This is a genomic window from Nitratireductor mangrovi (assembly GCF_007922615.2).
In the GTDB taxonomy this organism is placed as follows: Bacteria; Pseudomonadota; Alphaproteobacteria; order Rhizobiales; family Rhizobiaceae; genus Mangrovimarina; species Mangrovimarina mangrovi.
The window spans coordinates 3149873-3169488 of record NZ_CP042301.2; the positions used below are offsets into that span (position 1 = coordinate 3149873).

The 19616-nt window shown below is 65.8% G+C and carries 21 protein-coding genes; 6 read left to right on the plus strand and 15 right to left on the minus strand.

Annotated elements, in window-relative coordinates; genetic code table 11:
• Positions 1–5: 5 nt before the first annotated feature.
• Entirely contained in the window at positions 6–980 is a 975-nt protein-coding gene (locus FQ775_RS15325; RefSeq protein WP_432420028.1) for a 2-hydroxyacid dehydrogenase, read from the minus strand.
• A gap of 163 nt (positions 981–1143) precedes the next feature.
• On the opposite strand from FQ775_RS15325, the gene FQ775_RS15330 reads away from it, so the two are divergent.
• The gene (locus tag FQ775_RS15330) at positions 1144–1488 is read left to right on the plus strand and encodes a hypothetical protein (protein WP_146300038.1); all 345 of its coding nucleotides are present in this window, start codon (positions 1144–1146) and stop codon (positions 1486–1488) included.
• A gap of 172 nt (positions 1489–1660) precedes the next feature.
• On the opposite strand, the gene FQ775_RS15335 is transcribed toward FQ775_RS15330, so the two are convergent.
• The 4 genes from FQ775_RS15335 to FQ775_RS15350 all read right to left on the minus strand — a co-directional run bounded on the left by FQ775_RS15335 (position 1661) and on the right by FQ775_RS15350 (position 4760).
• Positions 1661–2008 (minus strand): ADP-ribosylation/crystallin J1, encoded by a 348-nt coding sequence (locus FQ775_RS15335; protein ID WP_146300039.1) that lies wholly within the window; start codon positions 2006–2008, stop codon positions 1661–1663.
• Between the two features lie 145 nt (positions 2009–2153).
• Positions 2154–3176, minus strand: coding sequence for a LacI family DNA-binding transcriptional regulator (locus tag FQ775_RS15340; RefSeq protein WP_146300040.1), 1023 nt, complete (start codon positions 3174–3176; stop codon positions 2154–2156).
• A 73-nt stretch (positions 3177–3249) separates the two neighbouring features.
• Positions 3250–4191 (minus strand): DMT family transporter, encoded by a 942-nt coding sequence (locus tag FQ775_RS15345; protein ID WP_146300041.1) that lies wholly within the window; start codon positions 4189–4191, stop codon positions 3250–3252.
• 98 nt (positions 4192–4289) lie between these two features.
• Positions 4290–4760, minus strand: coding sequence for a MarR family winged helix-turn-helix transcriptional regulator (locus FQ775_RS15350; RefSeq protein WP_146300042.1), 471 nt, complete (start codon positions 4758–4760; stop codon positions 4290–4292).
• Positions 4761–4914: 154 nt separating this feature from the next.
• Here FQ775_RS15350 and FQ775_RS15355 point away from each other — a divergent pair, with 154 nt between their 5' ends.
• Complete coding sequence (locus FQ775_RS15355; protein ID WP_146300043.1) at positions 4915–5694, plus strand: creatininase family protein; 780 nt, start codon at positions 4915–4917, stop codon at positions 5692–5694.
• 11 nt (positions 5695–5705) lie between these two features.
• Here the strand turns inward: FQ775_RS15355 and FQ775_RS15360 are convergent, their stop codons facing one another.
• The 3 genes from FQ775_RS15360 to FQ775_RS15370 all read right to left on the minus strand — a co-directional run bounded on the left by FQ775_RS15360 (position 5706) and on the right by FQ775_RS15370 (position 7140).
• The gene (locus FQ775_RS15360; protein ID WP_146300044.1) at positions 5706–6440 is read right to left on the minus strand and encodes an intradiol ring-cleavage dioxygenase; all 735 of its coding nucleotides are present in this window, start codon (positions 6438–6440) and stop codon (positions 5706–5708) included.
• Positions 6441–6511: 71 nt separating this feature from the next.
• Positions 6512–6811, minus strand: a complete 300-nt coding sequence (locus FQ775_RS15365) for a CcdB family protein (RefSeq protein ID WP_146300045.1) — start codon at positions 6809–6811, stop codon at positions 6512–6514.
• On the minus strand, positions 6811–7140 hold the full coding sequence (locus FQ775_RS15370) for a type II toxin-antitoxin system CcdA family antitoxin (protein WP_349291483.1): 330 nt from the start codon (positions 7138–7140) through the stop codon (positions 6811–6813). Before FQ775_RS15370 ends, FQ775_RS15365 begins: the two co-directional genes overlap by 1 nt.
• A 71-nt stretch (positions 7141–7211) precedes the next feature.
• On the opposite strand from FQ775_RS15370, the gene FQ775_RS15375 reads away from it, so the two are divergent.
• Together FQ775_RS15375 and FQ775_RS15380 are read left to right on the plus strand one after the other, a co-directional pair.
• Positions 7212–8288: a CobW family GTP-binding protein gene (locus FQ775_RS15375; protein ID WP_146300047.1), complete on the plus strand. Its 1077-nt coding sequence runs from the start codon at positions 7212–7214 to the stop codon at positions 8286–8288.
• Between the two features lie 476 nt (positions 8289–8764).
• The gene (locus FQ775_RS15380; protein ID WP_146300048.1) at positions 8765–9739 is read left to right on the plus strand and encodes a WD40 repeat domain-containing protein; all 975 of its coding nucleotides are present in this window, start codon (positions 8765–8767) and stop codon (positions 9737–9739) included.
• A 22-nt stretch (positions 9740–9761) separates the two neighbouring features.
• Here FQ775_RS15380 and otnI read toward each other — a convergent pair whose 3' ends face one another.
• The 3 genes from otnI to FQ775_RS15395 all read right to left on the minus strand — a co-directional run bounded on the left by otnI (position 9762) and on the right by FQ775_RS15395 (position 13194).
• On the minus strand, positions 9762–10547 hold the full coding sequence (gene otnI, locus FQ775_RS15385; protein WP_146300049.1) for a 2-oxo-tetronate isomerase: 786 nt from the start codon (positions 10545–10547) through the stop codon (positions 9762–9764).
• Positions 10548–10654: 107 nt separating this feature from the next.
• Entirely contained in the window at positions 10655–11968 is a 1314-nt protein-coding gene (gene guaD, locus FQ775_RS15390; protein ID WP_146300050.1) for a guanine deaminase, read from the minus strand.
• 2 nt (positions 11969–11970) lie between these two features.
• Positions 11971–13194 carry a urate hydroxylase PuuD gene (locus FQ775_RS15395; RefSeq protein WP_146300051.1) on the minus strand — a complete coding sequence of 408 codons (1224 nt, stop codon included), beginning with the start codon at positions 13192–13194 and terminating at the stop codon, positions 11971–11973.
• 140 nt (positions 13195–13334) lie between these two features.
• On the opposite strand from FQ775_RS15395, the gene FQ775_RS15400 reads away from it, so the two are divergent.
• Both FQ775_RS15400 and FQ775_RS15405 read left to right on the plus strand, forming a co-directional pair.
• Entirely contained in the window at positions 13335–14249 is a 915-nt protein-coding gene (locus FQ775_RS15400) for a LysR family transcriptional regulator (protein WP_146300052.1), read from the plus strand.
• A 17-nt stretch (positions 14250–14266) separates the two neighbouring features.
• Positions 14267–14536, plus strand: a complete 270-nt coding sequence (locus FQ775_RS15405) for a hypothetical protein (RefSeq protein ID WP_146300053.1) — start codon at positions 14267–14269, stop codon at positions 14534–14536.
• Here the strand turns inward: FQ775_RS15405 and xdhC are convergent.
• From xdhC to uraH, 4 genes are all read right to left on the minus strand, one after another.
• A complete protein-coding gene (gene xdhC, locus FQ775_RS15410) occupies positions 14490–15338 on the minus strand; it encodes a xanthine dehydrogenase accessory protein XdhC (RefSeq protein WP_146300054.1) in 849 nt (282 codons plus the stop codon). The genes FQ775_RS15405 and xdhC overlap by 47 nt on opposite strands.
• Before the next feature lie 79 nt (positions 15339–15417).
• Positions 15418–17763 (minus strand): xanthine dehydrogenase molybdopterin binding subunit, encoded by a 2346-nt coding sequence (gene xdhB, locus FQ775_RS15415; RefSeq protein WP_146300055.1) that lies wholly within the window; start codon positions 17761–17763, stop codon positions 15418–15420.
• Between the two features lie 10 nt (positions 17764–17773).
• Positions 17774–19246 carry a xanthine dehydrogenase small subunit gene (xdhA, locus tag FQ775_RS15420; protein WP_146300056.1) on the minus strand — a complete coding sequence of 491 codons (1473 nt, stop codon included), beginning with the start codon at positions 19244–19246 and terminating at the stop codon, positions 17774–17776.
• A gap of 2 nt (positions 19247–19248) precedes the next feature.
• On the minus strand, positions 19249–19611 hold the full coding sequence (gene uraH / locus FQ775_RS15425; RefSeq protein ID WP_146300057.1) for a hydroxyisourate hydrolase: 363 nt from the start codon (positions 19609–19611) through the stop codon (positions 19249–19251).
• Between the last annotated feature and the right edge of the window lie 5 nt (positions 19612–19616).

The following is a 19616-nucleotide window of genomic DNA, read 5'->3' on the forward strand; positions in this document are numbered from 1 at the left end:
GGCCGTCAACCGCGCCGCGCGATGGCTTCGGTCTCCGGCACCGGACTGATCGGCCGGCCTTCGGCGAACCAGCCGACGAGGTTGTCGACCACCAGATCGGCCATCGCCTGGCGGGTGTGGACGGAGGCCGAACCGACATGCGGCAACAGCGTCGCGTTGTCGACGTCGAGCAGGGCCTGCGGCACGCGCGGCTCGTCGGCGAAGACGTCGAGCCCGGCGGCGCGGATGGTGCCGTTTTTCAGCGCCGCGGCGAGGTCGGCCTCGTCGACGGTACTGCCGCGGCCGATATTGACGAAGACGCCGTCCGGGCCGAGCGCGGCCAGGATTTCGGCATTGACCGCCTTTTCCGTCGCAGCGGTGCCGGGCGCCACCGAGATCATCGTGTCGACCGCCTCGGCGAGCCCCTTCAGCGTGTCGTGATAGGCGTAGGCGACACCGTCGACCGGGCGGCGATTGTGATAGGCGACCGGCAGGCCGAAGGCCTCGATGCGGCGCGCGATCGCCTGGCCGATGCGGCCCATGCCGAAGATGCCGACGCTGCGGCCGCGCAGCGTCGCCCTGGTGAGCGGATAGGCGCCCTCGCCTTCCCAGCGGCCGGCGCGCAGATAGTTTTCGGCCTTCGCCAGTTCGCGCACCGTGTTGATCAGCAGCCCGATCGCGGTGTCGGCGACCTCCTCGGTCAGCACATCCGGGGTGTTGGTCACCATGACGCCCCTTTTCGCCGCATGGCGGGCGTCGACCGCGTCGTAGCCGACGCCGAAATTGGCGATGATCTCCAGCTTCGGCAGGGCGTCGATGAAGGAGGCGTCGATGCCGGTCATGGCGGCCATGCCGCGCACCTGCCCGGCGAGCGCCGGATCGACGAGGGCGGGATCGGCCCTGTCGATCCGGACCAGGCGGAACCGGTCGCCGATCCGGCCGACGGCATGCGGATGCAGCCGACCCGGGACGAGAATGACGATGTCTTTTGTCGCGCTCAAGATGGACCTCTCCGTACTGGTTGCGCGCAGCCTAGGGGGGCGCGGCGCGTCGGGCAAGCGCGGGCCGGCGGCAACGCTCGCAAATCCGTGAAGACGATTTCGGAACGGGTACCGCGAGACCGCGTTGACCCGTCGGAACCACAAAAAAGAAGGAGAGATTTTCATGACCATGAAGCTTCTTGCAACGACTGTTCTCGCCATCGGACTCGGCATGGGCGGCGCGATCGCGCAGACCACCAGCGCGACCTCGAAGACCGGCTCCGGCCCGAATTTCAAGTCGGAAGAAGAGCAGATGATGTATCAGGACAACGCCGAGATCATGGGTCCGTTCTTCACGGACGAGACCATGACGACGCTGCGCCCCGAGGGCGAGGTCGCCGAGACCTTCGCAGCGGCCGGCGCCGACAACCAGGCCGAGATCCGGGCCGCTTGTGACCGCGCTATGAGCAATCGCGGTTCCTATGGCACCGTTACGGTTGCCCTGTGTGAGCAGATCGGCCAGCTGTAGCGCCATCAATGCCGGCGGTAAGCCGGCATGAAGGAAGGCCGGTCCGGACCATCCGGGCCGGCCTTTTTCGTTTGGCGTAGCGCCTGAACGGACGGCGCAGCGGCAAGCACTCGGAGGGAGCCGCCGGAATGGGCCACGTACTGGTCGCCGTCCCCGCCGAGATGTCAAAGCCTCAACGGAACTCTTTCACCACCTCGATAGGCCCGACGATGGCTGCGTTGAACGCATCGAGCTCTTCCGCGGGTATCCAGTATTCTCTCAGTGCGCGGCCACCTGCTTCCTGCGCGTCGTATTGCTCCAGGAAGTCACGGCGCACCTCAAAGCGCGTAACGAAACCCGCTCCGCTCTGCGGAACATTCCAATCACGAGCGATCCTGATCGCGTAGTCTTCTGACAGCACGGGATAGAAAATCGGCTGATCCGGCAGGCGCGGTGGGAACGAGCGCATACCGCTTTCGCGGATAAGTGTGAGTTCGGCTGGGCCAACCGGCCGCCACAACGTAATCGTGTCAGGCTTCATGATGCGAGATTATCCAGTGGTGTTCCACCTTTCCACCGTCCAAGGCGGAACCACCGCAATCTCACAACTCTGGTGGAACTTCTTGCATTTGACATTCGGCTTTCGCCACGGACGTCAAGCGGGTGTCGAACGTCAATGCATTCCATCAATTCCGCTCGACGGGCTTTCCGGTCGACTGGCGCACATGCAGCTCGGGCTTGATCAGTTCCTGCGAGGCGACGACGGAAACGCCGTTGAGACGGTCGAGCAGGGCGCGCGCGGCGCGGCGGCCGACATCGCGCTGGCCGTTCCACACCGTGGTCAGCGCCGGGGTCGCGATCGCCGCCTCCTCCAGATCGTCATAGCCGGTGACGGAGATGTCGACGCCCGGCACCAGCCCGGCGCGGGCGATTCCGTTCATGAGCCCGATCGCGACAAGGTCGTTCCAGCACACCGCCGCCGTCGGCTTGTCGGGCAGCGCCAGGAACTGGCCGGCGACCTCGAAGCCGGCCTGCTTGGTGCGCGGCCCGGGGATGCGCCAGTGCGGCTTGACCTCAAGCTTGGCCTTTTCCATCGCGATCACATAGCCCTGGTAGCGGTCGCGGCCGGTCGAGGTGCCGTCGGTGCCGCCGATCATGGCGATGCGCGTGTGGCCGAGCGAGATCAGGTGGTTGGTCGCCAGCCCGACGCCATAGGCGTCGTCGCCGCGAAACACCGGCACCTCGGCGCCCTCGACCGAGCGCGCGATCAGCACCGCCGGCAGGCCGTTGCTCTCGATCAGTTGGATGTCCTCGCGCGGCGTGCCGATCGCCGGCGACATGATGACGCCGTCGGCACCAAGCTGCATCAGCGTGTCGACGAAGGTGCGCTGCTTTTCGAGCTGGTCGTAATGGTTGGAAAGCAGGAAGGTCTGCCGGCTGCGGTCGAGCTCGCTTTCGATCGAGCGAAGGATCTCGGCAAAGAACGGGTTCATGATGTCGTGGACGACGACCCCGACGATGCCCGAGCGCGACGTCCTGAGGCTCGCTGCGCGGCGGTTATAGATGTAGCCGATGGCGCGCGCATGCTCCTTGATGCGCTCGCGGGTGCCGTCGGCGACCAGCGGGCTGTCGCGCAGGGCAAGCGACACTGTGGCGGTGGAGACGCCGAGCGCCTCGGCGATCGTCGAAAGCTTGATCTTCTGGGCCAGGCGCTGCTCCTCCGCTCCCGTTTCCCCGGCTTTAAACTGTTTAAACGAGCTTATGCCATCGCGATTCGGCGATTCAAAGCTTTTTCGACAGGTTTTCCGTCTCGGCGTTGGGCGCGGCCGTGGCCTTCAGCCTGAGCCGGCGCTCGCGGTGGACGATGTAGAGGCCGCTGGCGACGATGATTGCCGCGCCCGCCACCGTGTAGCGGTCCGGCAGATCGCCGAAGACCAGGTAGCCGAGCACGATCATCCACACCATCTGCAGATAGGGATAGGGCGCCAGCGCGCCGGTGGTCGCCTGGCGATAGGCCTTGATCAGCAGCCAGTGGCCGAAGCCGCCGTAAAAGCCGAGCGACAAAAGCACGATCCATTCGACCGGCTGCTGCGGCAGCGAACCGTAAAGCGGAACGGCCGGCGCCATCAGGATCACCGGGGTCAGCGCGGAGTAGAAGATCAGGCTTTCCGGCGTCTCCGTCGCGCTCATCTGCCGGGTCATGATCACGTAGGACGAATAGCTGAGCATGGCGCCGATCACATAGAGATGGCCGATCTCGAAGACGCCGAAGCCCGGCCGCGTGATGACCAGCACGCCGGCCAAGCCGACGATGATCGCCGCCCAGCGCCGCCAGCCCGCCCACTCGCCGAGGAAGGGGCCGGCAAGCGCGGTGATCACCATCGGGGCGAAGAAAAAGATCGACACCGCCTCGGCGAGTTGCAGCGTCTTCAGCCCGAGGAAGTTGAAGAAGGTGGCGCCGAACAGGAACATGCCGCGCAGCACCTGCTTGGGCAGGCTCGCCACGCGGAATGCGGCGCGATGTTTCCACGGCTGCAGGATGAAGACCGCCAGCGCGACATGCACGGCAAACCGCGTCCAGGCGATGAAGGGCGGCGCGAAGCCGGCCGCGCCGAGATATTTGGCGCTGGTGTCAAGAAAGGAGAAGATCACGCCCGCGCCGAACACGAGAAGGATCGCCGCGACGGGCGTCGCCGTGTCTTCGCTCTGGCGGGGTTCGTTCAAGGCTTGATGCGGTCTGCGAGGGTCACACTGGACGGCTTGCCATCATCACCGGCCGGCACGCAAGCGAATTCCCGGCAAACGATGGGCTGCGAAGAAGCCTAATCGTCGTCGGCGAGTTCGCCGGCGGCATCGACCTGGCCGTTGCCGGAGATGTTGTGCTCGATGCGGGCCAACACTTTCAGGAACGCCTTCTGTTCCTTCTTGTCGAGCCCCTTGAGCGCGATCTTTTCGGTCTTGCGCACCGATTTCTCGATCGCCTTGATCGCCTCGCGGCCGCTGTCGGTGAGGAAGATGTGCGCCTGGCGGGCATCGTTCTCGGACGCGCGCTTGGTCAGAAATTCCTGCGCCTGCAGGCGGTTGATGGTCTTGGTGATGGTCGGCGGCCTGACGCCGAGACGGCCAGCGAGCTGCCCCGGCGTCTGGCCGTCCTCGCTGGCCAGCGCCAGCATGATCTGGTCCTGCCCGGCGTAGAAGCCGTGGTTGAGAAGACGCGACGCCAGCGACGTGCGCAACAGCCGCGCCGTCGATTGCAGCCGGTTGATCGCCGCGCCTTTTTCCGCTTTCGCCATGAGCCCTCTCCAAAGTCGGGCCGGATCGATCTAGTCTCGCCCGACATTGCGAGCTCGATCGGCCTCTGGTCAATTCGGATACCGGTACACAGCCCGCGCGAGACCCGCCGGCTAATTCGCCGACGAACATATGGCAGAGGCAGATTTCAGTTCAATGACAATCGGAGAGGCGGATTCATCCCGGCAAAAGGAGCGCGCAGCCGGCGGGACGATCGCCGTGCTGTCGCTCGGCGCGACCGAGCAGCACGGCCCGCACTTGCCGCCCGAGACCGACACCATCATCGCCGAGGGTGTGGCGCGGCTGGCGGCGGCGCGGCTTGGCGAGACGCTCGATGTCCGTTTCCTGCCGGCCGAGCCGGTCGGCTACTCGCCCGAACATCTCGACCTCGGCGCCACGCAAAGCCTTGCCTATGACGAGGCGGTGGAGCGCTGGATCGGCATCGGCGCCGACCTTGCCGGCAAAGGGGTGCGCAAACTCGTCATGCTCAACGCCCATGGCGGCAACTCGCCCTTGATGACGGTCGTGGCGACGGAACTGCGCGTCCGCCACGCCATGCTGGCCGTGGCGACGAGCTGGACCCGGTTCGGCTACCCCGAAGGGCTCGTTTCCGAGGAGGAAAGGGCGTTCGGCATCCATGGCGGCTTCGTCGAGACGTCGGTGATGCTGGCGCTGCGGCCCGATCTCGTCGACATGGCCAAAGCGGCGGACTTTGTCTCCGCGCAGCAGCGCTTCGCGACCGAGTTTACCCATCTGCGCGCCTACGGCCCGCACGCCTTCGGCTGGAAGATGCGCGACCTGTCGAAGACCGGTGTCGTCGGCAACGCCGCGGCGGCAAGCGCCGAAGCAGGCCAGGCATTGCTCGACCACGCGGTGACGGGGTTCCTGGAACTTCTCGCCGATGTCGACCGCTTCGATGTCGCAGGCCTCGACTGAGGCGATGTTTGCTAGGCGCCGGCGGCGATCACCAGCGCGGCCTCAGCACTCTCTCCGCTGCGTGTGAGTTCGGCAAGCGCCGCCTCGCCCGCGCGGCGCGCGATCCAGTCGCGATCGTTGAACGTCGCGCCGTCGAGCGGGCGGTCGTCGTAAGGCGCGTGGCTTTCGTAGAGCGCGCGGCTGATCGCGTCGGGAAAGAACATCTGGCCGGTCAGGGTGCGATCGCCCGGCAGGAAGACCCTGAAATGCACATGCGGGGTGCGGCCCGGATACCAGCCCGGATAGATGGTGGCGAAGGAAACGACGCCGGCTTCGTCGGCAAACTGGGTGCCGCGCAGGAAAGTCTCCCCGCGCGTGTCGAGCCCGCCCGGCTGGCCGCGATAGCCGGAATAGACGCCTTGGGCGTCGCAATGCCAGACGTCGACGCGGGCGCCGGCGACAGGCACGCAGCCGCTGTCGACCACCTGGATATGCATTGCCAGCGGCAGTCCGTCCCGGTCCTCGGCGATGTCGCGCCGCTCAAGCTCGGGATCGAAATAGAACGGTCCAGCCGTCGTTTCCGGCATGATGGTGCAGACGTCGGCACCGGTGATGAGGTTGGCCGCGGCCCGCGCCGGCAGCGAATGACGCGCCAGCATCAGCCCGCCGCCGACGGTGACGGCGAGGCCGGCCAGCGCTCCGCGCCTGCTGATGCGGCCTTTGGGCGTGCCGGCGTTGCGCGGCGGTCGGTCCCGTTCATGCGTCATGGAGACAGGCTAGCCGCGACAGCGCCGGCAGCCTAATGAACTCTTGGTAAGAATTGCGCTGTCAGCTGCGCCTAGAAGCCGTGAAAAAGCATGTCCAGAGCGGCAACGATCTCGTCATGCGCTTCGGCCAAATGCGCGACGGGCTCCTTTAATCCAACGGCCGGCACGACGCCTATGAACTGGGTCGCCATCACATATCCGCCGCCTTCGATCTGGAAGACGGGATTCAAGCGATTGGCGATGGGCGGCATCTGTTTCTCCGAAACAAGCGGAACAACGGCCCGTGTGTCCAGGTCATCGAGCAGGTCGGTTTGCACATCCAGGAGGAGCCGGCTTGTGTCTTGGAAACGATAAACGTCGTATCGTGCCATCAGAAAGGCCAATGAGGCTCGAGTGGCAGCCCGTTCTTGCGAACCCACTCGTTCCAGCCTCGGAGTGCTTCGGCATTCTCAGCCTTCCAGCGACGCCCCTTCTCCTCGGCTACCGCGCGAGCAATACCGGTCTCGGCGGCGCGCGAGACATTGATATCCAACGCCTTGGCTTCCGCCATTAGATCGGCGTCGATCGATAGGTTAGCTGGCCGGCGACTGCGGTTCGCCGAAAATGAGGCAGGCATAGTGAAGTCCACACTTGTGCGCATCAAATGTGCACATAAACCGCTGTTGCAGTCAAGCAACGATGGTATGCAATTCCGGCGCATGCAAGACGTGCATTGCCGGGCCGGTCGTCCTATATGGGAGCCGACCCCGCAACGCGTTTCGGAAAGCCTCCATGTCCGACGTCCAGCAGATCCCCGTCACCGTGCTTACCGGCTATCTCGGCTCCGGCAAGACCACGCTGTTGAACCGCATCCTTTCGGAAAACCACGGCCGCCGCTATGCCGTCATCGTCAACGAGTTCGGCGAGATCGGCATCGACAACGACCTGATCGTGGAATCCGACGAGGAAATCTACGAGATGAACAATGGTTGCGTGTGCTGCACCGTGCGCGGCGACCTGATCCGCGTCGTCGAAGGGCTGATGCGCCGCCCCGGCCGCTTCGACGCTATCGTGGTCGAGACGACGGGGCTGGCCGACCCGGCGCCGGTGGCGCAGACCTTCTTCATGGACGACGACGTGCGCGCCAAGACGCAGCTCGACGCCGTGGTGGCGCTGGTCGACGCCAAGCATCTGCCGCTCAGGCTGAAGGACAGCCGCGAGGCCGAGGACCAGATCGCCTTCGCCGACGTGGTCGTCATCAATAAGACCGACCTTGTCAGCGCTGAAGAGCTGGCCGCCGTCGAGGCGACCGTGCGTGCCATCAACCCGGCGGCCCGCATCCACCACGCCACCCGCGCCGGCCTGCCCTTGACCGAAGTGCTCGACCGCGGCGCCTTCGACCTGAAACGGGCGGTCGAGAACGACCCGCATTTCCTCGACCACGACCATCCCGACCATGTCTGCGGTCCGGACTGCGACCACGATCATCATGGCCATGACCACCACCATGGCGAGGGTCACGACCATCACCATGATCACGGCCATCACCACCACGGGCCGGCGCCGATCCACGACGTGACGGTGCAGTCGGTGTCGCTGCGCGCCGGGCCGATGGACCCGAAGAAGTTCTTTCCCTGGATCGAGAAGACGACGCAGATGGACGGCCCCAACATCCTGCGGCTGAAAGGCATCATCGCGCTCGACGGCGACGACGACCGCTATGTCGTGCAGGGCGTGCACATGATCGTGGAAGGCGACCACCAGCGCCCCTGGCGCGAGGACGAAAAACGCGAGAGCAGGCTGGTCTTCATCGGCCGCGAACTCGACGCCGAGCGCCTGAAGCGCACCTTCGAGGCATGCCAGGCTTGATGAGGTACGCCAGGACGTCTCTCCCCCTCGAAGGGGGCGAAGCCGCCGGGTGGGGTCGCCTCTGCCGGGCGCGACGTCACTTCGGGGTCACGCGTTTGACAAAGCTTTCACGACGTGAAGTCGTGAACATGCACCACGCAACAGATGCCGGGTCGTCTCGGCGAACAAATGTACAGGAAACCAAGGCGGCCGGACTTTTGTGCTGATTTCGCCAGTCATCCGGACTACACCCCTTTCCTCCTGGATCTTTTTTCTCGCGATTGCGGTCGGACTTTCTCCATGAACGAGATATGTCCTGGCGTCCGGTTGCCAAGCCAAACGCTGACTGTCTCTTGGGCCTATTTCGACATTGATCCGGATTGCCGAATGTTATGGTTTTTTGACCCCAAGGATCACTGGAAGACATTCTGCATGGTGATGTACAGCGTACGCTTCGCCGCCCAATCGGAACGATATCGCGGAAAGTTCGTGAATTAATGCCCACCGTCGCTCCGCTCGATCTTGAAGGCCATTGCGTCGCCGCCTGCTGGGTGGCGAACGTTCCGCATTTCGCGCTGGCCGACGGCGTCGTCCACCGGCTCGACAACGGCCACAAGCACGTCGAGGCCCATGACGGGCTGCTCGCGGCTTCTCTTGCCGCCGACGGCAAGGTGCTGCTCACCGGCGGCGAGGACGGGCGCGTCGCATCGCTTGCGCCCGACGGCAGTTTCACCGAACTGGCATCGATCGGCCGCAAATGGGTGACCGCGGTCGCCAGCGGGCCGCAGGGCGCCGTCGCCTTCGCCTCCGGACGCACGGCCTATGTGCGCTTCGCCGACGGCCGGCTGAAGGAACTGGCGCATCCGCGCTCGGTCGAAGGCCTCGCCTTTGCGCCCAAGGGCATGCGGATCGGCGTGGCGCGCTACAACGGCGCGACGCTGCATTTCCCGGCGACCGACGGCAAGCCGGTCGAACTCACCTGGGACGGCGCCCATACCGGCATCTCCTTTTCGCCGGACGGCAATTTCGTCGTCACCACCATGCAGGAGAACGCACTGCACGGCTGGAAGCTCGCCGACGGCAAGCATATGCGCATGAGCGGCTATCCGGCCAAGGTGAAGTCGTGGTCGTGGGCCGCCAAAGGCCGCTGGCTCGCCACCTCAGGCGCGCCGGCCGCAATCGTGTGGCCGTTCACCGGCAAGGACGGCCCGATGGGCAAGGCCCCGGTGGAACTGGGCACACGCGGCAATACCATGGTGACGTCGGTCGCCTGCCACCCGACCGACGAGTTCGTGGCGATCGGCTATGCCGACGGCATGGTGCTCGCCGCCCGCATCGCCGACCAGAAGGAGGTGCTGCTGCGCCGCGCCGGCAACGGCGCGATCACCTCCATGGCCTGGGATGCGGAAGGACGGCGCATTGCCTTCGGCTCCGAAGCCGGCGATTGCGGCGTGATCGACATCGCCGGCTGACCCGCCGAACGCAGCTAACGGCTCAGCCCTGCCCTAGATACTCCCGCGCCCAGCCGAGCCCCTCCTCGGTCAGGCCTTGCGGCCGGTATTCGCAGCCGACGAACCCGCCATAGCCGCGCGCGTCGAATTCGCCGAGCACGAAACGATAGGCGACCTCGCCGCGGTCGGGCTCGTGGCGGCCCGGATTGCCGGCAATCTGGATATGGGCGATGCGATCCTTGTAACGGTCGAAGGTGGCGACGATCTCGCCGCGCGTGCGACTCTGGTGGTAGATGTCGTATTGCAGCCCGAGATTGTCATGCCCGGCGCGATCAAGGATGGCGGCCGCCTGTTCCATCGATCCCAGAAAATAGCCAGGCATGTCGAAGGGATTGAGCGGTTCGATCAGGACGCGTACGCCGAGCCCGGCCGCCGCGTCCGCCGCGAAGCACAGATTGTCGATGAAGGTCTCTTCCAGCATCGCGCGGTCAGCGCCCTCGGGAACGATGCCGGCCATGCAGTGAATGTTGCGCGGCTTGAGCACACGGGCGTAGTCGAGCGTTTGCGACAGGCTTTCGCGAAACCGTTCCCGATGCCCGGGAAGCGCTGCCAGCCCGCGCTCGCCCTTGTCCCAGTCACCCGGCGGCGTGTTGAAGAGCGCCAGTTCGAGCCGGTGCCGTTCCAGCTCGGCGGCGATGGCACGCGCATCGTGTTCGTAGGGAAACAGGAACTCGACCGCGTGGAACCCGGCAGCCGCCGCAAGCGCAAAACGCTCCATGAACGGGGCTTTTGTGAACAGCATGGAAAGGTTGGCGGCCAGCTTGGGCATCGTTGCTCCTGATCCGACTTGCCGGCTCATCTACGGCCTGCGAAAGCCGCAAACAACATGGCCGTCAACGTCTCGCCAAGTGATCATCCGCAATGGCCGTGACGGCGTCAGGCCGCCGACAATGTGCTCTTGGCCGCCGCCCCTGCGATATAGACCTCACGCACGGCGCGGTCGTCGCCAAGCGTCTGCAACAGGAACAGTTCCTCCGACAGCGCGCTCACTGTCTCCATCCTGAGCCGCATGCCGGGCGTCGCCCGCGCGTCGAGCACGATGATGTCGGCATCGGTGCCTTCGTCCAGCGTGCCGGCGCGGTCAGCGATCGACAGGGCTTCGGCATTGCCGCGCGTGATCTGCCAGAACGAGGCCAGCGGGTTCAGCTTCTCGCCCTGCAGCGCGATCACCTTGTAACCCTCGTCCATGGTCCGCAGCATGGAATAGTTGGTGCCGCCGCCGACATCGGTCGCCGCCGCCACGGTGAGCGGGTTGGGCCGCCTGCGGTAGCGCTGGTAGTCGAACAGGCCCGAGCCGAGGAAAAGGTTCGAGGTCGGGCAAAAGACCGCGACGGCGCCGCTTTCCGACATCGCGTCGGCCTCGCGGTCGGACAGATGGATGCAGTGGCCGAGCAGGCTCTTGCGGCCGAGCAGGCCGTATTGCGCATAGACGTCGGTATAGTCCTTCGCTTGCGGGTAGAGTTCCTCGGTCCAGCGGATTTCGGCGTGGTTTTCCGAGAGGTGGGTCTGGATGTGGCAGTCCGGATGTTCGGCGGCGAGCGCCTGCGCCATCTCCATCTGGTCGGGCGTCGAGGTGATCGCGAAGCGCGGCGTGATCGCGTAGAGCTGGCGTCCCTTACCGTGCCATTCCCCGATCAGCGCCTTGCTGTCGTCATAGCCCGATTGCGGCGTGTCGGTGAGCCCGTCGGGCGCATTGCGGTCCATCATCACCTTGCCGGCGATGTTGAGCATGTTGCGGGCGTGGCTTTCGGCAAAGAACGCCTCCGCCGACGCCTTGTGCACCGAGCAGTAAGCCGCGACCGTCGTGGTGCCATGGCGGACCAGTTCGTCGAAGAACAGCCGCGCGATGCGCCGGCCGTGCTGGGCGTCGGAAAACCGGGTCTCTTCCGGGAAGGTGTAGTTGTTGAGCCAGTCAAGCAGTTCGGCGCCGTAGGAGGCGATCACCTGCATCTGCGGAAAATGCGCGTGAGCGTCGATGAAGCCGGGCAGGATCAGGTGCGGCCGGTGGTCGGCGAGCGGAACGTCGCCGGCGATCGCCGAGACCGTGGCGAAGTCGCCGACCGCGACGATCTTGCCGCGGCGCACGAAGACGGCGCCGTCCTCCTCGTAGCGGCAGGCGTCGAGATCGTCGGCCGCCACCGGCTCGCGCAGGAAGGAGAGCACGCGGCCCCGGATGAGGAGTGAGGTCATGATCAGTTCCGAGCCCGCGCTTCCTCGAACCAGGAGACGATGAGGTCGCGCTCCTCCTCGGTCATGTAGGTGACGTTGCCGGGCGGCATGGCATGGCTGCGGCCCGACTGCAGGTAGATCTGTTCGGCGCGGTTGGCGATCGCGGCATCGCTGTCGAGGCGCACATTCTTCGGCGTGATGTAGACGCCTTCATAGACGGGTTCGGCGGTGTGGCACATGGAACAGCGGCCGAGCACGGTGTCGCGCACCGCGGGAAAATGCGCCGAGGCGACATAGGGCTCGGCCGCCTGGGCCGTACGATCCTCGCCGGTCAGCACCGTCGGCACCGTCGACAGCCACATGATGACGACGAACAGGATCGCGGCCAGCGCCCAGGTCCAGGTCGGGTTGCCCTTGCGGGCATGCACCGTGTTGAAATAGTGCCGGATCAGGACGCCGATCAGGAACACCAGGAGCGCGATCACCCAGTTGAACTTGGTGGCAAACGCCAGCGGGTAGTGGTTCGACAGCATCAGGAACAGGACCGGCAGCGTCAGATAGTTGTTGTGCAGCGAGCGGGTCTTGGCGATGCGGCCGTATTTCGGGTCCGGCTTGCGCCCGGCGATCAGGTCGGCGACCACCACCTTCTGGTTCGGGATGATGATCATGAACACATTGGCCGACATGATCGTGGCCGTGAAGGCGCCGAGATGCAGAAGGGCAGCGCGCCCGGTGAAGACCTGGGTATAGCCCCAGGCCATGAAGACCAGCACCGCGAACAGGACCAGCATCAGCGTCGTATCGTTGTTGCCGAGCGGCGATTTGCAGAGCTGGTCGTAGACGATCCAGCCGACCGCCAGCGAGGCGAGCGAGATCAGGATCGCGGTCCCGGCCGAAACGTCGAGCACGTTGCGGTCGACCAGATAGAGGTCGGCGCCGACATAATAGACGATGGCGAGCATGGCGAAGCCGGTCAGCCAGGTGGCGTAGGCCTCCCATTTGAACCAGGTCAGGTGCTCGGGCATCTCGGCTGGCGCCACCAGATATTTCTGGACATGGTAGAAGCCACCGCCATGCACCTGCCATTCCTCGCCATAGGCCCCTTCGGGCAGGCCGGGACGCTGGCGCAGGCCGAGGTCGAGCGCGACGAAATAGAAGGACGAGCCGATCCAGGCGATGCCGGTGATGACGTGCAGCCAGCGCACCGCAAAGCTCAGCCAGTCCCAGAAAATCGCGAAATCGTACATCGGTGCCTGCCCTCTTCGATCCCGCGACTTTACGGGCTCGACGGCAAACGAAAAGGGGGCCGCTCACCGAGCACTTTCAAAAAAATCGCGAAAATAATAGGTTGCTGCCAGCCAGAAGCCAAAAACATCGGGACGCCGGGATGGCCTATCTCGACAACATCGCCGTTTTCGTCCGCGTCGTCGAACTCGGCAACCTCTCCGCCGCAGGGCGCGACATGCGCATTTCGCCGGCGGTGGCCTCCAACCGCATCAAGGAACTTGAAAAGCATCTAGGCGTGCGCCTGTTCAACCGCACGACGCGCCAGCTGACTCCCACCGAGCACGGCCGCGTCTTTTACGACGGCGCCAAGAAGGTGCTTGAAGCGGTCGGCGACGCCGAGGCAGCCGTCAGCGCGCTGTCGGGCCAGCCGCGCGGCACCATCCGCGTCACCGCGCCGCTCGGCCTTGGCCGCCGACTGATCGCCTCCGGCATTCCCGAATTCCGCGAACGCTATCCCGACATCGAGGTCAGGCTCAGGCTTTCCGACCACGATGTCGACATCATGCGCGAGGGCATCGACGTCGCCTTCCGGCTCGGACTTCTGGAGGATTCCAGCCTCAGGATGCGCGGCATCATGGAATGCGAGCGCGTCATCGTCGCCGCGCCTGCCTATCTGGAGAAGCGCGGCGAGCCGCAAACCGCCGACGACCTCCTTTCGCACGACTGCCTGATGCTGCGTTATCCGGGCGCGCGCGAGCATTTCTGGACGCTGAAGACCGAGGCCGGGCCGCGCAAGCTCGACGTGCGCGGCCCCTACGATTCCGACGATGGCGACGTCCTGACCGGCTGGGCACTCGCCGGTCACGGCATCATCATGAAGCCGCGCTTCGAGGTCGAACCCTTCCTGCGCGACTGGCGCCTGAAGGTCATCCTCACCGATACCCCGCCGATCCCGGTGCAGCTGGCCGCGGTGTTCCCGCACAAGAAGTTCCAGGACCCGAAGGTACGCCTGCTGCTCGATTTCATGGCCGAGCGCTGCCAGCGCATGATCCGCGATATTCTGGGCCGCAACTGAACAAAGGAGCTGCCTTCATGTTTCGCATCATCGCCAAGGCGGCGCTGCTCGGCGTGGCTGGCCTTGTCGCCGTACCCGTTGTTGTCTTCTTCGGCGTCCTGATCCTCGGCTACGCCTTCGACCCGCGCTGCGGCACGCCGGGCGATTCCGGCGGCTGCGAGATGGGCGCGGCGACCTCGGCGATCGCCTCGGTCATTCCGGGCTTCATGCTGTTCTTTTTCGTGTCGCTGCTCCTGAGCCTCAGGCGGAAGAAGCGCGAGGAACAGCCGCCGCAAGAGCCGTCATGATCTCGGCTGCCGCGAGTGCTGCGATCACCGCCGGCCGCTTGTCGCGCAGCGCCGCCCCGCCGATGGGGGTCACCAGGCGGGCAAAATCGGCCTCGTTGCCGCCGGCGGTCTTCAGGTACCAGCTCTTGAACGTCGCCTTCTTGGTGGCCGAGCCGATCATCCCGACATAGGCGGCATCGCCCCGCTTGAGCGCTTCGGCGACGATCAGGAAGTCGAGCGCATGGTCGTGGGTGAGAACGACGAAGGCCGCGCCGGGCGGCGCATCGCGCACGAACTCCTCCGGCACCGCCGTCAGATGCGTCTCGATCTCGGCCGGGAAGCCGGCGATGGCCTCGGCGCGGGTTTCCACGACCAATGGCCGCACCGGCAGCAGCGCCAACGCCTGCGCCAGCGCGTGGCCGACATGACCGCCGCCGAACAGCAGCACCTGCGGCAGCCTGTCATCGTCGCTTTTCGCCCGGCTTTCCAGTTCGGCTCGCAGTGCCTTGTCGACGGGTTCGATCGCCAGTTCGACTCGGCCGCCGCAGCACTGGCCGATGTCGGGTCCGAGCGGGATGTCGAGCCGCGCGCCTGCATCACGACCCGTCTCCGACCGCTTCGCGGCAAGCATCTCGCGCGCCTTGTCGATCGCCATGAATTCGAGCTGGCCGCCGCCGATGGTGCCGAAGATGGCCTCAGGCGCGACCAGCATCCAGGTGCCTTCCTCGCGCGGGGTCGAGCCTTTCGCCTCTCGCACCTCGACCCTGGCCAGGGCCGGGTGATCGGCGAGGAAAGCGCGCAGGGCAGAGAGCGTCGACGCCATCAGGACAGCCAGAGGAGGGCGCGAGAAAACACCGGCATGGCCGAAATGTAGTTCATCCCGCCGCCCGACGCACGCCGCTCTAGTTGGCGGCCTCACGCCGGAGTCGCTCGACCGCCATCAGCACCCGCTCCGGCGTCGCCGGCGCGTCGAGGCGCGGGCAGACCCTGTGGTCGGCGACGCTCGCCACCGCATCCGACAACGCGTGCAGCACAGACATCGCCAGCATGAAGGGCGGCTCGCCCACCGCCTTGGAGCGGTGGATGGTCGGCTCGTGGTTTTCCGGCCAGTCGGCGAGCGTCACGTTGAAGACCTTCGGCCGGTCCGAGGCGAGCGGGATCTTGTAGGTCGACGGCGCGTGGGTGCGGAGCCGGCCCTTGTCGTCCCAGACCAGCTCTTCGGTCGTCAGCCAGCCCATGCCCTGGATGAAACCGCCCTCGATCTGCCCGAGATCGATCGCCCGGTTCAGGGAACGCCCGGTCTCGTGCAGGATGTCGACGCGCTCGACCATGTATTCGCCGGTCAGCGTGTCGATCGAGACCTCCGCGCAGGCAGCGCCATAGGCGAAATAATAGAAGGGGTGGCCCTCGCCCTTGTCGCGGTCCCAGCGCACCTTCGGCGTCTTGTAGAAGCCCGTCGCCGAGAGCTGCACGCGGGCCATGTAGGCCTGCTGAGTCAGTTCGCCGAACGGGATTTCCTGGTTGCCGACGCGCACCCGGTTGGGCAGGAACTCGATCTGCTCGAGCGGCACGCCATATTTCTCGGCCGCGAAGTCACGCAGCCGGTCGCGGATGGCGCGCGCCGCCGCCTGGGCGGCCATGCCGTTGAGGTCGGAGCCCGACGAGGCGGCGGTCGCCGAGGTGTTGGGCACCTTGCCGGTCGTCGTCGCGGTGATCTTCACCTGATCGATGTCGATCTGGAATTCCTCCGCCACCACCTGCGCGACCTTGACGTAGAGCCCCTGTCCCATCTCGGTGCCGCCGTGGTTGAGGTGCACCGAGCCATCGGCATAGACATGCACCAGCGCGCCGGCCTGGTTGAAATGGGTGGCGGTGAAGGAAATGCCGAACTTCAGCGGCGTCAGCGCCAGACCGCGCTTGATCACCGGGGAACTGGCGTTGAAGGCGGCAATCTCGCGCCGTCGCCTGGCATATTCCGAACTCTCTTCCAGTTCGGCGACGATGCGGTGGACGATGTTGTCCTCCACCTTCTGGTGGTAGGGCGTCACGTTGCGGTCCGTCGTGCCGTAGAAGTTCAGCTTGCGGATCTCGAGAGGATCCTTGCCGACCGCGAAGGCGACCTCGTCGATCACCCGCTCGCAGCCGACCATGCCTTGCGGGCCGCCGAAACCTCGGAAGGCCGTGTTCGACACCGTGTTGGTGTAGAGCGGCGCCGACTGCGCCTGGACCGCCGGATAATAATAGGTGTTGTCGCAGTGGAACAGCGCCCGGTCGGTGACCGGCCCCGAAAGGTCCGAGGAAAAGCCGCAGCGCGCGGCGTAGAGATAGTCGACGCCGAGGATGTTGCCGTCGTCGTCGAAGCCGACCTCGTAGTCGACGACGAAATCGTGACGCTTGCCGGTCGCGGTCATGTCGTCGTCGCGGTCGGGCCTGATCTTGACGGCGCGGCCTAGCTTCTTGGCCGCCACCGCCGCGATCGCGGCGAACTGGTTGCCCTGCGTCTCCTTGCCGCCGAAGCCGCCGCCCATGCGCCGCACCTCGACGGTGACCGCGTGCGAGGGCACGCCGAGCACATGCGCCACCATGTGCTGGACCTCGCTCGGATGCTGGGTTGAAGAGATGACGGTGACGTCCTTGTCCTCGCCGGGGATCGCCAGCGCGATGTGCCCTTCGAGGTAGAAATGGTCCTGGCCGCCCATGCGCATCGACCCCTTGAGGCGGCGCGGTGCGGCCGCGATTGCGGCCGCGGCATCGCCGCGCTTCAGGGTCAGCGGCGGGGTGACGACCTTGCCGGCGCGGCGGTCGATGTCCCAGACGTCGATGATGAAGGGTTCCTCATCATAAACGACCCTGGCCAGCCGGCAGGCGCGCCGCGCCTGCTCGCGGGTTTCGGCAATGACGGCGAAGATCGGCTGGCCGAAGAACTCGACCTTGCCTTCTGCCAGCACCGGCTCGTCGTGGCGTCCGGTCGGGCTGATGTCGTTGGAGGCCGGCATGTCCGCGCCGGTCAGAACATCGACGACCCCAGGGGCGGCGCGCACGCCCGAAAGATCCATGTCGCGGATCGTCCCGTGCGCCACGGTCGACAGACCGAGACAGCCATGGAGCAAGCCGGCGGGCTCGGGCATGTCGTCGATATAGATCGCGGTGCCTGTGACGTGCTTGTGCGCCGAATCGTGGCGCTGGTCGGTCGCCACCCCGCCCTGGATGCGGGCGGCCTTGATTTCGGCGGAGGCGTGCTTGTTCATCTTGTCCTCCTCACGCGGCCTCGTGGCGCGCGACCTGGAACGGCCTTGTCGTGCCGCTCGTCTCGATCAGGAAACGCCGGAGCAGGTTCTGCGCCGCCAGCATGCGGTAATCGGCCGAGGCGCGCATGTCGCTGATCGGGCTGAAATCCCGCTTATAGGCGGCGATCGCCGCTTCCACCGTCTCGGTCTTCCATGGCTTGCCGCGCAGAGCAGCCTCGACATTGGCCGCCCGCTTCGGCGTCGCCGCCATGCCGCCATAGGCGATGCGGATGTCGGCGACGTTGCCGTCGCCGTCGAGCGTCATGTGGAAAGCGCCGAGCGCGGCGGTGATGTCCTCGTCGCGGCGCTTGGAGATCTTGTAGGCCGCGAAATGCGCGCCGGCCGCCGGCACCGGCACCTCGACGCGTTCGACGAACTCGCCCGGCGCGCGGTCCTGCTTGCCGTAGTCGATGAAAAACTCCTCCAACGCGATCGTGCGCCGTTCCGACCCCTTGCGCAGGGTGAGGCGAGCGCCGAGCGCGATCAGCGGCGGCGGCGTGTCGCCGATCGGCGAACCGTTGGCGATGTTGCCGCCGATCGTTCCCATGTTGCGCACCTGCTCGCCGCCGATACGGTCGATCAGCGGCCCGAAGGCCGGGATGCGGCCGGCAAGCGCCTCGAAGGCCTCGGTGTAGGAAACGCAGGCGCCGATCGAGATGACGCCGTCGCGTTCCTCGATCTGGTGCAGCTCGTTCAGGTGCGAGATGAACACGACCGGCGCGATCTCGCGCATGAACTTGGTCACCCACAGGCCGACATCGGTGGCGCCGGCGACGATCGTCGCCTGCGGCTCGGCTTCCAGCACGGCGGCGAGGTCGTCGACGTCGGCGGGGATGACGAAGCGGTCCTTGCCCGAACCGATTTCCACGCGCCTGCCGTCGTTCATCGCCCTGAGATTGCCTTCGATCGCCGCACGCTCCGTTGCCAGCGCGTCACCCGCGACCGCGCCGTAGGTTGAGATGGCGCGCGCGGCCTTGACGATAGCCTCGTAGCCGGTGCAGCGGCAGAGATTGCCCTGCAGGGCCTTCTCGATCTCGGCGTCGCTCGGCTCGGCCCGGCGCATCCACAGCGCGTAGAGCGACATGACGAAGCCCGGCGTGCAGAAGCCGCATTGCGACCCGTGGAAATCGACCATCGCCTGCTGTACCGGGTGCAGCCCGCCCTCCGCGCCCCTCAGATGCTCGATGGTGACGACGTGGCAGCCATGCAGCGACCCCAGGAAGCGGATGCAGGCATTGACGCTCTCATAGACGAGGCCGTCGCCGGTCAGCCGTCCGACCAGCACCGTGCAGGCGCCGCAATCGCCTTCCGCACAGCCTTCCTTGGTGCCCCTGAGCGAGCGGCGCAGCCTCAGATAGTCGAGCAGCGTCTCGTCGGGACGCAGGTCCGAGAGCGCGACCTCGGCATCGTTGAGCAGAAAACGGATCCGGTTGCTGGCGGCCACGATCAACTCCCCCTGTAGGTCGAATAGCCGTAGGGCGACAGCAGCAACGGCACGTGATAATGCGCATCTTCGGCGATGCCGAAGCGGATCGGCACCTGGTCGAGGAAGGCCGGCTCCGGCAGCGTGGTGCCCGAGGCCCGCAGATAGTCGCCGGCAAAGAAGATCAGTTCATACTGGCCGGGCTTGAAGTCCGTGCCTTCCAGCAGCGGCGCGTCGCAGCGCCCGTCGGCATTGGTGGTCACGTCCTTGACCTTGGTGTGCGAATTGCCGCTCACCCGGTAGAGCGATATCTTCAGCCCCGCCGCCGGCTTGCCGGAAGCCGTGTCGAGCACGTGTGTGGTCAGTCGTCCTTCACCAGCCGCCATTCGTC

Coding starts and splice junctions, on each gene's coding strand:
- FQ775_RS15330 (WP_146300038.1), top strand. CDS start 1,144: ATGACCATGAAGCTTCTTGCAACGACTGTTCTCGCCATCGGACTCGGC.
- FQ775_RS15335 (WP_146300039.1), bottom strand. CDS start 2,008: ATGAAGCCTGACACGATTACGTTGTGGCGGCCGGTTGGCCCAGCCGAA.
- FQ775_RS15350 (WP_146300042.1), bottom strand. CDS start 4,760: ATGGCGAAAGCGGAAAAAGGCGCGGCGATCAACCGGCTGCAATCGACG.
- FQ775_RS15355 (WP_146300043.1), top strand. CDS start 4,915: ATGACAATCGGAGAGGCGGATTCATCCCGGCAAAAGGAGCGCGCAGCC.
- FQ775_RS15360 (WP_146300044.1), bottom strand. CDS start 6,440: ATGACGCATGAACGGGACCGACCGCCGCGCAACGCCGGCACGCCCAAA.
- FQ775_RS15365 (WP_146300045.1), bottom strand. CDS start 6,811: ATGGCACGATACGACGTTTATCGTTTCCAAGACACAAGCCGGCTCCTC.
- FQ775_RS15370 (WP_349291483.1), bottom strand. CDS start 7,140: ATGCGCCGGAATTGCATACCATCGTTGCTTGACTGCAACAGCGGTTTA.
- FQ775_RS15375 (WP_146300047.1), top strand. CDS start 7,212: ATGTCCGACGTCCAGCAGATCCCCGTCACCGTGCTTACCGGCTATCTC.
- FQ775_RS15380 (WP_146300048.1), top strand. CDS start 8,765: ATGCCCACCGTCGCTCCGCTCGATCTTGAAGGCCATTGCGTCGCCGCC.
- otnI (WP_146300049.1), bottom strand. CDS start 10,547: ATGCCCAAGCTGGCCGCCAACCTTTCCATGCTGTTCACAAAAGCCCCG.
- guaD (WP_146300050.1), bottom strand. CDS start 11,968: ATGACCTCACTCCTCATCCGGGGCCGCGTGCTCTCCTTCCTGCGCGAG.
- FQ775_RS15395 (WP_146300051.1), bottom strand. CDS start 13,194: ATGTACGATTTCGCGATTTTCTGGGACTGGCTGAGCTTTGCGGTGCGC.
- FQ775_RS15400 (WP_146300052.1), top strand. CDS start 13,335: ATGGCCTATCTCGACAACATCGCCGTTTTCGTCCGCGTCGTCGAACTC.
- FQ775_RS15405 (WP_146300053.1), top strand. CDS start 14,267: ATGTTTCGCATCATCGCCAAGGCGGCGCTGCTCGGCGTGGCTGGCCTT.
- xdhC (WP_146300054.1), bottom strand. CDS start 15,338: ATGGCGTCGACGCTCTCTGCCCTGCGCGCTTTCCTCGCCGATCACCCG.
- xdhB (WP_146300055.1), bottom strand. CDS start 17,763: ATGAACAAGCACGCCTCCGCCGAAATCAAGGCCGCCCGCATCCAGGGC.
- uraH (WP_146300057.1), bottom strand. CDS start 19,611: ATGGCGGCTGGTGAAGGACGACTGACCACACACGTGCTCGACACGGCT.